The sequence below is a fragment of the Cobetia sp. SIMBA_158 genome, from assembly GCF_046566945.1.
Lineage (GTDB): Bacteria > Pseudomonadota > Gammaproteobacteria > Pseudomonadales > Halomonadaceae > Cobetia > Cobetia amphilecti.
The window spans coordinates 1-13,646 of record NZ_JAWJYL010000013.1; the positions used below are offsets into that span (position 1 = coordinate 1).

Here is a 13,646-nt window from a genome sequence, read left to right on the forward strand (position 1 = left end):
CCGGTAGTTCAGTTGGTTAGAATGCCGGCCTGTCACGCCGGAGGTCGCGGGTTCGAGTCCCGTCCGGTCCGCCATTCGATCTCATAGAATTCGTGAAACCCGAGCTTTCGAGCTCGGGTTTTTGCGTTTCTGGCTGTCGGAAAGTCTTCAGTACTGGCCCGGCCCGCTTGCCCCCTGTCCTTGCCTCTCTCCTTTTCTTTGACCTGATCATGTTCCGATCTCGTCGGCCTTCCTTGGGCACATCACGACACTTCGCTCTTTCCCCGTTGATGGGTGTCCTGCGCGGTTTTCTCCTCACTGGTGCCATCACTGGCGTCATTCGCAATGTGGCCTTTGGGAGTATTGAGCCCATGGCGCGATGCTCTACACTGGGATCACTCGTTTCATACGACCGTTTGCCATCTGTCATCAGTCATTGATGTCCTGACAACCTGTTACTGATGACCATGACTGAGTGAGTGTTGCTGATGAGAGTGGCGGCGGCGCGATATAACAATGATTGTCCGAGGTGCTCGAGACAGCCAAGGAGAGACCGCAATGACTGCCTATCCGAATATCTTCCGTCCGCTGACGTTGGGCCACATCACGCTCAAGAACCGTGTATTGATGGGCTCTATGCACACGGGGCTTGAGGAGACTCCCGATGGCTTCGCGCGCCTGGCGGCGTTCTATCGTGAGCGTGCGCGCCACGGGGTGGCGCTGATCGTCACGGGCGGTATCGCGCCGAATGCGGAAGGGGCTGTCATGCAGGGGGCCGCGAAGCTGACCACCCCGGAAGAGGCGGAGCACCATCGCGAGGTCACCGAGGCGGTGCACGCCGAGGATGGGCGCATCTGTCTGCAGATTCTGCATGCGGGGCGCTATGCCTACTCGCCGGATCAGGTCGCGCCCTCGGCGATTCAGGCGCCGATCAACCCCTTCACGCCACGCGCGCTGAGCACGTCAGAGGTCAAGGAGCAGATCGCCGACTACGTGCGCTGCGCCAGCCTGGCCCGCGAGGCCGGCTATGACGGCGTCGAGGTGATGGGCTCGGAAGGCTATTTCATCAACCAGTTCATCTGTCGGCGCACCAATCAGCGCGAGGATGAGTATGGTGGCAGCTTCGAGAATCGCATCCGCCTGGCGGTGGAGATCGTCGCCGGTATCCGTGCCGCGCTGGGCGAGGACTTCCTGATCATCTACCGCCTCTCGATGCTGGATCTGGTCGATGAGGGCAGCACCTGGGAGGAAGTGGTCGCGCTCGGCAAGGCCATCGAGGCGGCAGGGGCAAGCCTGATCAATACCGGCATCGGCTGGCATGAGGCGCGTGTGCCGACCATCGTCACCAGCGTGCCGCGCGCTGTCTTCACCGGGCTGACCCAGCGCATGAAGCAGGAACTCAGCCTGCCGCTGATCACCACCAATCGCATCAACATGCCCGAGGTTGCCGAGTCGGTGCTGGCCGAGGGCCATGCCGACATGGTGTCGATGGCGCGACCGTTCCTGGCGGACCCGCAATGGGTCAGCAAGGCCAGAGCGGACGATGCTGCCATCATCAATACCTGCATCGCCTGCAATCAGGCGTGTCTCGATCACACCTTCCAGATGAAGCTGACCTCGTGCCTGGTCAATCCGCGCGCCTGTCATGAAACCGAGATGGTGATCGAGCCCGCGCGACATGAGCGCCGCGTGGCAGTGGTGGGCGCAGGGCCGGCGGGACTGTCTGCCGCCGTGACGGCGGCCGAGCGTGGTCACGAGGTGGTGCTGTTCGAGGCGCAGTCCGAGGTGGGTGGCCAGTTCAATTTCGCGCGCCGCATTCCCGGCAAGGAAGAGTTCGACGAGACACTGCGCTACTTCAACGAGAAGCTGGTGCGTTGTGGGGTCGAGGTGCGCCTCAATACCCGTGCCACCGCCGAGATGCTGGCGGTATTCGATGCCGTGATTCTGGCCTCGGGCGTGAAGGCGCGGACGCCGGATATCGAGGGTGTCGAAGCCGGTATCGAGCGGGGGCAGGTGCTCAGCTATGCCGAGGCGATCAGTGCGCCGGAGCGGGTCGGGCGTCGCGTGGCGTTGATCGGGGCTGGCGGGATCGGCTTCGATGTCGCGGAGCTGATGACTCACGTCGAGCCGTCGCCCTCGCTGGATGGTGAGCTGTGGTGCGAGGAATGGGGGGTGGATCTCTCGGTCAGCACGCCTGGCGGCCTCAAGGCACCCGTGGTGCCGCAGGCGCCTCGTGAGGTGTGGCTGCTGCAGCGCAAGACTTCCAAGCCCGGCAAGGGGCTGGGCAAGACCACTGGCTGGGTGCATCGCGCGACCCTCAAGCAGCGTGGCGTCAAGATGGTCGCCGGCTGTGAGTATCGCTCGATCGACAGCGAAGGCCTGACCGTCAGCCTCAATGGCGAAGAGCAGCATCTGGCGCTGGACAGCATCGTGCTGTGCGCCGGGCAGGATTCGGTGCTGGAACTCAAGGCGCCTCTGGAGGCGGCGGGGGTGGAGCTGCATATCATCGGTGGCGCCGACAAGGCGGCAGAGCTGGATGCCAAGCGCGCGATCGCGCAGGGCACCATGGCGGCCGCTGCCCTTTGAGTTGACCGCGATCACGCATGGGGATATTCAGCGTTGAGCTGAGCCTGACCACTGCCTAGACTGATGGAAGCCACCGCGGACGCCGTGCCTTTGCTGCATGTGCCTTCGTGGTGGCTTTGTCGTCTTCAGAGTTTGCCTCGGGCGCCGCGCCAGCGGCTCGATGCGCTCTGATCTCTGCCTTGCCGCCACGATGGGATCTGCTCATGTCACCGCACGCTGCCGCCTCACGCCAAGCCACCGCTGAGGCTCTGATGCCGGACACCGAGGACAGTCCTTTGCCGCCACACAGGGAGGATGCTCGGGCTTCATCATCGCTGGCCGCCTCCCCGCCGGTAGCCGAGACACTGGACAGCCTGCTGGATCTGTTCACGCCGCCAGCGGTCGAGCGCCTGGCGTGGCCGCTGGCCGATGAGGCCGGTGTGATCGTCGAGTGCCTGCGCGCCGACACGCTGGACAGCGAGATTTCCGGCAACAAGGCCTGGAAGTTGCGCCTGCCGCTGGCCAGGGCGTTGAGCGAGAAGCGGGGCATCATCAGCTGTGGGGGTGGTTGGTCGAACCATCTGCATGCGCTGGCGGCGGCGGGTGCCAGATTGGGCATCAAGACACATGGCCTGGTGCGCGGGCATCCTGAAGCGCCGCTGACGCCCACGCTCGCCGATGCGCGCGACAATGGCATGCGCTTGAGTTTCGTCTCGCGAGCCGAGTACCGGCAGCGCGACCAGCCTGATTTTGCCAGGCGCCATGGTGAGGGAGTATGGATTCCCGAGGGTGGCGGTTGCGTGGAAGGCGTCGCCGGGCTGGCACCGTTGGCTCAGGCGCTGGCCGAGCCGGTGCCGGGCGAATCTGCGCCGCAGCTGGTGCTGCTGGCCTGTGGCAGCGGCACGACGCTTGCCGGAGTGCTGAGTGCGCTGGGCGAGCGCGATGGGCTGCGGGTCATCGGGGTGCCGACCATGAATCATGGCGATCAGCTCTATCATCGTGTGCGTCGCCTGCTGGCGGAGAGTGGCGGCAGCCAGCAGAAGACGCCGGAGTGGGGCCTGTGGCTGGGGGCGCAGGCCGGCGGCTTTGCCAAGGCGCCTGACTGGTTGATCCAGTTCATTCAGCGCTTCGAGGCCGAGACCGGCGTTGCGGTGGAGCCGGTCTACACCGCCAAGCTGTTCGCGGCGCTGGCGCATCATCTGGCCAATGGCCTGATCGCACGCGGTACGCGCATTCGCGTGCTGCACAGCGGTGGCTTGCAGGGGCGGCGAGGTTATCCGGCGTTGCAGGCCATCTGAGGGTGCTGGCGAGGCGAGTGTCATCTGGCTCGTCCCCTTCCGCGAGGCGCCATCCGGTGGCTTGCGTGCAGCCTTCACCTGCCACTGGCGGCGGCGTGCAGCGCTGTTATGATGGAGTTTCTGCAGCGGCTCCTGCCATCCGGGAGCCGTGTCTGTTTCACCGGACAGGGTGACCCCCTGTCCCGCTCTGGAAATTCCCATGACGACTGACGCCATTGCCCCGACCCCCGCTGCGACCTCTGCTGCCGATGAAGCGTGCACTTCACGCTTTCTGGCCAGTGACAACACGTCCGGTATCTGTCCCGAGGCGATGGCGTACATGATGCAGGCCAATCGTGATGACGATCTCGCCTACGGCAATGACCGCTGGACACAGCAGGTCACCGACAGCTTCCGTCAGTTGTTCGAGACCGAGTGCGAGGTGTTCTTCGTCTTCAATGGCACCGCCGCCAACTCCCTGTCGTTGGCCCACCTGTGCCAGTCCTACCACAGTGTCATCTGCCACGAACTGGCCCATATCGAGACCGATGAATGCGGTGGGCCGGAGTTCTTCTCCAACGGGTCCAAGTTGCTCAACGCGCCGGGCCCCGACGGCAAGCTGACGCCGGAAGGCATCGAGCAGCTGGTCACTAAGCGCAGTGATATCCACTATCCGCGTCCGCGCGTGATCTCCCTGACCCAGTGCACCGAGGTCGGCACCGTCTACAGCTTGGAAGAGCTGCAGGCGATTCGTGAAGTGGCGGACCGTCATGATCTGCAGATCCATATGGATGGCGCCCGTTTCGCCAATGCCTGCGCCGCGCTGAATGTCTCACCGGCTGAGCTGACCTGGAAGGCGGGCGTGGACGTGCTGTGCTTCTCCGGCACCAAGAATGGCCTGGCCATGGGGGAGGCGGTGATCTTCTTCGATCGCAAGCTGGCACGCGATTTCGATTACCGCTGCAAGCAGGCCGGTCAGCTGGCCTCCAAGATGCGCTTCATCGCGGCGCCCTGGATGGGGCTGCTGGAAAATGATGTCTGGCTGAACAACGCCCGCCATGCGAACGGCATGGCACAGTATCTGGCCGAGCGTCTCGAGGCGCTGGAGGGCATCGAGCTGCTGTTCCCCAGCGAGGCCAACAGCGTGTTCGCCAGCTTCCCCGAGCATGTGCTGGCGGCACTGCGTGAGCGTGGCTGGACCTTCTATACCTTCATCGGTGCGGGTGGCGCGCGGTTCGTCTGCTCCTGGAATACCACCACCGAGTTGCTCGACGCCTTGCTCAAGGATATTCGCGACGTGCTGTGAGTCTCTTGATTCAGGCAGTCCCGAAGGCGTGAGCGCCTCCCTCGAGATCCCCATCGCCCCGGCGGTGGGGATTTTTTTGTGGCCTGTTGCCCGGTCTTGTCAACGTCATGCGTGATTGAGGCAAGAGTCTGATCAGGTTGGTAGCCACTTCGTCGCCAGTCGTTGTTTTCATGGTCTTTGTGGTGAGCCAGGAGGCTGCGTGAAGCATGGCGGAGGTGGTCGGGTGTGGAGTGTGGGCGCGGCCATTCTTGCTTGGTGGGCTGGTGTGCAGCGTCGCCTGGGCGTGGGAGTGACTGGCGTCAACCGTCAGTCTGTTCCTATGCTCAAGGTGTGCTGCGGTGCAACATGGCATGAGTGAATCATCCGCGACAGCAGAAGCATTGGTCGAGTTTTCGCGTCTTTCGAAGCTTTCTTCAACGCGTTGTCAGGGGTGTTCAGGCGCCATCGTAGTGTCTGCTGACCCACTGGCTGCCGTAGATCCTGCGGTGCTTGGCAGAACTGGCTCCGCCGGCGGAAAGTTCGTTGAATGCATTCATTCACTGTATTGGACACCAGCACCCTATATCGACCTATGCTGATAAACACGCCGAGGCAGTCGTCCTGCGTACGCTATCCAGGCTGAGCGGACGAACGAATTTTGCGGTCTTACCTGAGTGGGCCCGGCGATGGTCCCAGCGACTGATGTCGCGACAAGGAGGCTTCCATGAGCATCTTCGATCACGTGCAGAGCCGCTACGAGCGGATTCAGCGAGAAGAGATGAGTCTCCAGGAGTACCTGGAGTTGTGCCGGCAGGACACTACTGCCTACGCCAGCGCTGCCGAGCGCATGCTGGCGGCCATCGGTGAACCGGAGGTCATCGATACCGCCAAGGACCCCAGTCTTTCCCGTATCTTTTCCAACAAGCTGATCCGCCGTTATCCAAGCTTTGCCGAGTTCTATGGCATGGAAGAGGCTATCGAGCAGATCGTTTCCTACTTCCGGCATGCGGCGCAGGGGCTGGAGGAGCGCAAGCAGATCCTGTATCTGCTCGGCCCGGTGGGCGGCGGCAAGTCGTCTCTGGCGGAGCGTCTCAAGCTGCTGATGGAGCAGATTCCCTTCTATGCCATCAAGGGCTCGCCGGTCTTCGAGTCTCCGCTGGGGCTATTTTCGCCGGAGGAAGATGGCGAGCTGATCGAGAAGGAGTACGGCATTCCACAGCGCTGCATGCGCAGTGCCATGTCACCGTGGGCCGCCAAGCGCCTCAAGGAATATGGCGGTGATATCAGCAAGTTCCGCGTGGTCAAGCTCTATCCCTCGCGCCTCAATCAGATCGGTATCTCCAAGACCGAGCCGGGCGATGACAACAACCAGGACATTTCCGCGCTGGTCGGCAAGGTCGATATCCGTCAGCTGGAGCTCTATGCCCAGGACGACCCGGATGCCTACAGCTTCTCCGGCGGGCTGTGCAAGGCCAACCAGGGGCTGATGGAATTCGTCGAGATGTTCAAGGCGCCGATCAAGGTGCTGCACCCGCTGCTGACCGCGACCCAGGAGGGCAATTACAACCCGACGGAAGGCATGGGTGCGATTCCCTTCGATGGTGTGGTGCTGGCGCACTCCAACGAAAGTGAGTGGCAGGCATTTCGCAACAACCGCAACAACGAGGCCTTCCTCGATCGCGTCTATATCGTCAAGGTGCCTTACTGCCTGCGCGCCTCCGAGGAGGTCAAGATCTACGCCAAGCTGCTGGAGCATTCGTCACTGAATCAGGCGCCCTGTGCCCCGGATACGCTGCGTATGCTGTCCCAGTTCATCGTGCTGTCGCGTCTGCGTGAGCCGGAGAATTCCAGCGTCTACTCGAAGATGCGCATCTATGATGGCGAGAACCTCAAGGATACCGATCCGCGCGCCAAGTCGATCCAGGAATACCGCGACAGCGCCGGTGTCGACGAGGGGATGGATGGGCTCTCGACGCGCTTTGCCTTCAAGATTCTCTCCAAGGTCTTCAACTTCGATGCCAGTGAGGTCGCGGCCAATCCGGTCCATCTGCTCTACGTGCTGGAGCAGCGCCTCGATCAGGAGCAGTTGCCCAAGGAAACCCACGAGCGCTACCTGCGCTATATCAAGGAATACCTGGCGCCCCGCTATGTCGATTTCATCGGCAAGGAGATCCAGACCGCCTACCTCGAGTCCTATTCCGAGTATGGGCAGAACATCTTCGATCGCTATGTGACCTATGCCGACTTCTGGATCCAGGAGCAGGAGTATCGCGATCCCGAGACCGGCGAACTGCTGGACCGTCAGTCACTCAACGAGGAACTGGAGAAGATCGAGAAGCCCGCGGGCATCTCCAACCCGAAGGATTTCCGTCATGAGGTGGTCAACTTCGTGCTGCGCGCACGGGCGCAGAACAACGGTACCAACCCGAGCTGGCAGTCCTACGAGAAGCTGCGTGCGGTGATCGAGAAGAAGATGTTCGCCAATACCGAAGAGCTGCTGCCGGTCATCTCCTTCAATGCCAAGGCCTCGGCATCCGACCAGCGCAAGCACGAGGACTTCGTGGCGCGCATGGTGGATCGCGGCTACACCGAGAAGCAGGTGCGCCTGTTGTCCGAATGGTATCTGCGCGTACGCAAGTCGCAGTAAGCCCTGCCGACTGACGACAGGCCTGCCGGCGGGCACGATTGCCGCCGGCACTTGCCATCCGGCCATCCGCTGAGGGCGGGGCCGGCAAGGAGGGCGAATGAGTTATTTCATTGATCGACGCAGCAATGCACGCAACAAGAGTGCAGTGAATCGACAGCGCTTCATTCGGCGCTATCGCAGTCATATCAAGCGGGCGGTGGAGGATGCCGTCAATCGGCGCTCCATCACCGACATGGAGCGCGGTGAGGAAGTCTCCATCCCGACGCGTGATATTTCCGAGCCGGTCTTCCAGCACGGACAGGGCGGCAAGCGGCGTGTGATCAATCCCGGCAACAAGGAGTTTGTCGAAGGGGACCGCATGCGCCGTCCCGGCGGCGGTGGTGGGGGAGGCGGCAGTGGCGAGGGCCAGGCCTCCAACCAGGGCGAGGGGGAAGATGACTTTGCCTTCACCCTGTCGCGTGAGGAATTTCTCGAGTTCGTCTTCGACGGGCTGGAATTGCCGCATCTGGAGCGCAAGCAGATCGCGGACATGGAAGAGGTGCGTCCGGTGCGCGCGGGGATCGCGCGTGACGGTACACCGGCACGTATCAACATCGTGCGCTCGATGCGCTCGGCGCAGGCGCGGCGCATTGCGATGCGTTCCCCGATCAAGCGGGCGCTGAAGGAGGCTGTCGAAGCGCTGGAGCAGGAGGAGCGCAAGGACCCGGTGCTGCGCAACAAGGTGCGCATCAGTGAGCTCAAGGCGGAAATCGAGCGGCTCGAGGCGCGCCTCAAGGCGGTGCCGTTCCTCGATACCTATGATCTGCGCTACAACCACCTCATCAATCAGCCGATGCCGTCCAACAAGGCGGTGATGTTCTGCGTGATGGATGTCTCGGGATCGATGACCCAGGCGCACAAGGACATCGGCAAGCGTTTCTTCCTGTTGCTGTATCTGTTTCTGGAGCGCAACTACGAGAAGGTCGAGCTGGTCTTCATCCGTCACCACACCGCTGCCAAGGAAGTCGACGAGGAGGAGTTCTTCTACTCCCGCGAGACCGGCGGCACCATCGTGTCCAGTGCCCTCACACTGCTCGATGAGGTGATCGAATCGCGCTATCCGGCCGGTGAGTGGAATCTCTACGTGGCGCAGGCCTCGGATGGCGACAACTGGGACGACGATTCCACCAACTGTCGCGAACTGATGATCAAGAAGCTGATGCCGCGCCTGCAGTACTACGCCTATGTGGAGATCACGCCGCATGCCCATCAGGCGCTATGGGAGGAGTACGAGCGGGTCGAAGCGGAATTTCCGGAGCGCTTTGCCATGCAGCAGATCGTCGAGGCAGGCGATATCTACCCGGTGTTCCGCGAGCTGTTCAAGCGCCGCATCAGCGCCTGATCACATCATGCGACGTGCCCGGCAGTCGCGCCGGGCCAGGAGGCCTCATGAGTCATGGTCTTGATGGCGGTCTTGATGACCGAATGAGCAAGCGCATCGATAGCCGGCTGGAAGACACCCAGCCGGCCAGCGGGTCGGATTGGACCTTCGAATTGCTCGAGCACTTCGAAAGCGAGATCGCGCGCATCGCCGCGCAGTACAAGCTGGATATCTACCCCAACCAGATCGAGGTGATCACGTCCGAGCAGATGATGGATGCCTACGCCAGCATCGGCATGCCGGTCGGATACCATCACTGGTCGTTCGGCAAGCAGTTCCTGTCGGTGGAGCAGGCGTATCGGCGAGGGCAGATGGGGCTGGCCTACGAGCTGGTGATCAACTCCGACCCGTGCATCGCCTATCTGATGGAAGAAAACACCCTAATGATGCAGATTCTGGTCATGGCGCATGCCTGCTATGGCCACAACAGCTTCTTCAAGAGCAATTATCTGTTCCGTACCTGGACGGATGCCTCGGCGATCATCGACTACCTCGTCTTCGCGCGGAAATACGTGTCCGAGTGCGAGGAGCGTCATGGCGTGGACGCCGTCGAGCAGCTGCTCGACGCCTGCCATGCGCTGCAGAACTATGGCGTGGATCGCTATAAGCGTCCTTCGGCCATCTCGCCGGAAGAGGAGGTCCAGCGTCAGCAGGAGCGTGAGGCCTATTTGCAGGCCCAGGTGAATGCGCTGTGGACCACGATTCCCCAGGCGGGCGAAGAGGATGAGGTGGTCGATGAGGTCAATGATCCTCTCGGTCTGCATCGTCGCGGCCGCTATCCGCCGGAACCGCAGGAGAACCTGCTCTATTTCATCGAGAAGAATGCCCCGTTGCTGGAGCCCTGGCAGCGCGAGCTGGTGCGTATCGTGCGCAAGCTGGCGCAGTACTTCTATCCGCAGCGCCAGACGCAGGTGATGAATGAGGGTTGGGCGTGTTTCTGGCACTACACCATCATGAATCAGCTCTACGATGAGGGGTTGATCGGCGAGGGCGTGATCCTCGAGTTCCTGCAGTCGCATACCTCGGTGGTGCAGCAGCCCGGCTTCGATCACCCGCATTACAACGGCATCAATCCCTATGCGCTTGGCTTCGCGATGTTCACCGATATCAAGCGTATCTGTGAGCACCCCGATGATGAGGATCGTGAGTGGTTCCCGGATATCGCCGGCAGCGACTGGCTGGAAACGGTGCACTTCGCGATGCGCAACTTCAAGGATGAGTCCTTCATCCAGCAATTCCTGTCGCCCAAGGTGATCCGGGATCTCAAGCTGTTCTCGCTGGTCGATGACGACAGCGATGAGCATCTCGTCATCGACGCCATTCACGACAGTCGTGGTTACAAGCGCATTCGTGAGGCGCTGTGCGTGCAGTACGCACTGAGCCACCGTGAGCCGAATATCCAGGTGTGGGCCGCCAACATTCGCGGTGATCGCTCGCTGACCCTGCGCCATGTGCAGGATGATCGGCGCCCGCTGGCGCGCAGCGTCTACCCCGTGATGCGCTATCTGCATCAGCTGTGGGGCTTCCCTGTCCACCTGGAGTCGATGGAGAACGATGAGGTGGCAAGGCGCTACCAGTGGCCACTGCCGGAGGACGCCAATCCCAGCTGACAGGGCTTCAGGTGACGCTCATGGCGGATCGAGGAGGTGTCGAGAGGATGCCAGCCCTGATCGGCGCGCAATCGCCAAAAGGCAGGCATGAAAAAACCGCCGTGAGGACACCCTCGCGGCGGTTTTCTTGTCTCAATCGGCTCTCGTGCTCGTGCTCTCAGCCAGAGGGTTCCGGTTGCGCACCTCAGGCCGGGCGCTTGGTCCAGGACTGACACCAGCCCTTCGGCTCGACGCTATGGCTTGGGAAAAGCTGGCAGCCTTCGTTCTCGGGCTTGTAGAACATGCAGTTGGCGCAGTCCGAGCCCGGCTTGAAGGCAGGGTGGTCCTTGGCTTCACCGGCGACTTCCACGTAGTTGAGCGCCTTGGCTTGCGGATTGGAGGTATCCAGCCGCGGCAGGTCGGCGGCAAGGGCGCGGGGTGAGAGTATGGCGGCGCCCAGCGGCAGGGCAGCGAGCCCCAGCAGGCTGTTGCGCATGAAGTTACGGCGGCTCTGATTGGCCATGGTCGGATTCCTTCTCATCAATGGAGCACAACCGTCGGGATGTGCTGCGGTCACGGCTCGCCTGTCAGGAGGCGCTTGCATGTCAGTCGTTGCAATGTCGCGGCTGCCACCGGCGCCTTGATGGGCACTCTGTGTGGCATTGCTGACCGCTTGCTGGCATTCATGGATGCAGGTGGCATGCCAGATGCTGAACATGTGGTCAGGTTCTGCGCCATCGGTGTTCGGACAGATTTGTCAGGAGGTCTCTGCTCGCCGATGGTGCATCATGCGGGTGCTGCCTGCTTATTGTGGCTTGAGTTGGGGCAACCGTCAGCCTCGCTGGCAGAACTCTGGCATGATGGAATCGACACAGGAACGTGAGTGACGTCGCTGTGGCCCGCGAGCCATGGCGAAATGATGGATGCATGCCTTGCCGAGGTAACTGCAACGACAAGAAGGAAATGGCGGGATGCTGGATGTGATGGACGATATTCGCTCGGCCGGCCGCAAGTTGTGGCGGGGCTTCGGGGTCAGCGTGGTGTTTGCACTGGTAGGGGGTGGGCTCTGGTGGTGGCAGGAGCGCGACTACCAGCAGTTCTACGTCTGGCAGGGTGTGCCGCAGGCGCGTGCGCTGGACTGGAAGACGCTGGCGCGCGGCTTGCGCAGCGATGCCTATCTGGTGGGCTGGTCTGATCTGCGCGCCAACCCGTTGTGGGTGACATGGCGGCTCGAGAATACTCAAGGGTCGCGGCTGGGGGAGCGTCCTGACGAGTTCGAGCGCGACTGGCGCTCGCTATGGCCCGTCACGCCGGATAGCTATCGCAACAGTGGCTACGACCGCGGACACCTGGCGCCCAACTACGCCATTGGCAAGATCTACGGCGTCAAGGCGCAGCATCAGACCTTCCGCATGACGAATATCTCGCCGCAGACGCCGGCGCTCAATCGCAAGCTCTGGCAACGTCTGGAGGCTGCCATCATGGACAGCATCCTGCCGCGCGAAGGCGCACTTTGGATCACGGCAGGGCCGGTCTTCAGCGGCAGTATCGAGCGGCTGCCCAATCTGATCGAGATTCCCGATGCCTTCTACAAGATCATCATCTCGCCCGGTTCGGGCCGGCAGGCACCGCGCGCGCTGGCCTTTCTCTTTCCGCAGCAGGTGAGGGGAGATGAACCGCTGGACCGTTTTCTGGTCAGCATCGATCGCATCGAGTCACTGACAGGGCTGGATTTCTTCCATGAGCTCCCCGATGACGTCGAGCAGCGCCTCGAAGCGCAAGTCGTGCGCGATGGCTGGCAGGTCCACAGTTTCAGTCGTACGCCATCACGTTATTGAGCGTATAGCCAAGGTCCGACTGACAGGAACGTACTGAAGGAGTTCGGCGGACGGGTGCCGACTGAAGGGGTGCAGCTGAAAAGAGTTATCCACAATGCCAGGCGTAGTAATGGGTGTGGACAAGTTGTGCATGAGGCGGGCGGTATTTTCTTCGAGACATGCGAAAGACAACGCAGGGCGCTGTGTGTCTGAGCAAAACAAGAGGGTGAGTCAGTCAGGATATTGCGAGGAGTATCGCGATGTGAGCAGCAGGCGCTGCGAGGATGCATCGGATATCAACTTGATGGTGCCCAGAAGAGGACTTGAACCTCCACGTCCATACGGACACTAGCACCTGAAGCTAGCGCGTCTACCAATTCCGCCATCTGGGCATCAAATTGTGTGCTGAAGTCTCAAGAGCTGAGTCTTGCAGCTGAACGAGCATGAAATCCTTGGTAGTGGATGCCATGTTCCCTGTTCGAGTGCGCATCGTGGTGCCCAGAAGAGGACTTGAACCTCCACATCCTTACGGATACTAGCACCTGAAGCTAGCGCGTCTACCAATTCCGCCATCTGGGCGAAGCGCGATACAGGGGTCGTTCGTTGTGAGTCTGACGTCCGTGGTGCCCAGGAGAGGACTTGAACCTCCACATCCTTACGGATACTAGCACCTGAAGCTAGCGCGTCTACCAATTCCGCCACCTGGGCAGACATCAGAACTCGTTTCGGTCCACAGACCCGGATCAGCAGTCAAGTTGTTGAAACTTAAATGCTTTACCCGTTTTCTGGTATCCATCTTAACGTGTGTCACGCCAACATGAAACCTGAAATTGGTGCCCAGAAGAGGACTTGAACCTCCACGTCCATACGGACACTAGCACCTGAAGCTAGCGCGTCTACCAATTCCGCCATCTGGGCAAGTGGTGCCGAATAATACGGATGTACTGCGGGAATGCAAGCTTTTTCTTTCATGCCCTGTTGAGCGAGCCGCAGAAAGCCTCTCTCGCTTCATGAGGACAGACAGGGGGCAGACAGAGGACAGAGAGAGAACAGACAGATGAAGCTCA

At 61.3% G+C, this 13,646-nt stretch carries 8 protein-coding genes and 4 tRNA genes; 7 read left to right on the forward strand and 5 right to left on the reverse strand.

All coding sequences use genetic code 11. The features are described from left to right. Positions 1-537: 537 nt before the first annotated feature. The 6 genes from R2R70_RS15915 to R2R70_RS15940 all read left to right on the forward strand — a co-directional run bounded on the left by R2R70_RS15915 (position 538) and on the right by R2R70_RS15940 (position 10,783). Positions 538-2,565, forward strand: coding sequence for an NADPH-dependent 2,4-dienoyl-CoA reductase (locus tag R2R70_RS15915; protein ID WP_131431204.1), 2,028 nt, complete (start codon positions 538-540; stop codon positions 2,563-2,565). Between the two features lie 203 nt (positions 2,566-2,768). Then, positions 2,769-3,842, forward strand: coding sequence for a 1-aminocyclopropane-1-carboxylate deaminase/D-cysteine desulfhydrase (locus tag R2R70_RS15920; protein ID WP_131431205.1), 1,074 nt, complete (start codon positions 2,769-2,771; stop codon positions 3,840-3,842). Between the two features lie 199 nt (positions 3,843-4,041). Next, entirely contained in the window at positions 4,042-5,127 is a 1,086-nt protein-coding gene (locus R2R70_RS15925) for a threonine aldolase family protein (RefSeq protein WP_131431206.1), read from the forward strand. A 703-nt stretch (positions 5,128-5,830) separates the two neighbouring features. Beyond that, on the forward strand, positions 5,831-7,753 hold the full coding sequence (locus tag R2R70_RS15930) for a PrkA family serine protein kinase (protein WP_107335620.1): 1,923 nt from the start codon (positions 5,831-5,833) through the stop codon (positions 7,751-7,753). Between the two features lie 97 nt (positions 7,754-7,850). Beyond that, positions 7,851-9,134 carry a YeaH/YhbH family protein gene (locus R2R70_RS15935; protein WP_107335619.1) on the forward strand — a complete coding sequence of 428 codons (1,284 nt, stop codon included), beginning with the start codon at positions 7,851-7,853 and terminating at the stop codon, positions 9,132-9,134. An 83-nt stretch (positions 9,135-9,217) separates the two neighbouring features. Continuing rightward, complete coding sequence (locus R2R70_RS15940) at positions 9,218-10,783, forward strand: SpoVR family protein (protein ID WP_410978514.1); 1,566 nt, start codon at positions 9,218-9,220, stop codon at positions 10,781-10,783. Between the two features lie 184 nt (positions 10,784-10,967). Here R2R70_RS15940 and R2R70_RS15945 read toward each other — a convergent pair whose 3' ends face one another. After that, positions 10,968-11,285 (reverse strand): high-potential iron-sulfur protein, encoded by a 318-nt coding sequence (locus tag R2R70_RS15945; RefSeq protein ID WP_107335618.1) that lies wholly within the window; start codon positions 11,283-11,285, stop codon positions 10,968-10,970. A 448-nt stretch (positions 11,286-11,733) separates the two neighbouring features. On the opposite strand from R2R70_RS15945, the gene R2R70_RS15950 reads away from it, so the two are divergent. After that, positions 11,734-12,600, forward strand: a complete 867-nt coding sequence (locus tag R2R70_RS15950; protein WP_234368053.1) for a DNA/RNA non-specific endonuclease — start codon at positions 11,734-11,736, stop codon at positions 12,598-12,600. A gap of 284 nt (positions 12,601-12,884) precedes the next feature. Here R2R70_RS15950 and R2R70_RS15955 read toward each other — a convergent pair. The 4 genes from R2R70_RS15955 to R2R70_RS15970 form a co-directional block, all read right to left on the reverse strand. Then, positions 12,885-12,971 (reverse strand) — tRNA-Leu (locus R2R70_RS15955). Between the two features lie 100 nt (positions 12,972-13,071). Further along, positions 13,072-13,158, reverse strand: a tRNA-Leu gene (locus R2R70_RS15960). A gap of 42 nt (positions 13,159-13,200) precedes the next feature. Beyond that, positions 13,201-13,287: transfer RNA gene (locus R2R70_RS15965), tRNA-Leu, on the reverse strand. A 123-nt stretch (positions 13,288-13,410) separates the two neighbouring features. After that, a tRNA-Leu gene (locus tag R2R70_RS15970) sits at positions 13,411-13,497 on the reverse strand. Positions 13,498-13,646: the final 149 nt, after the last annotated feature.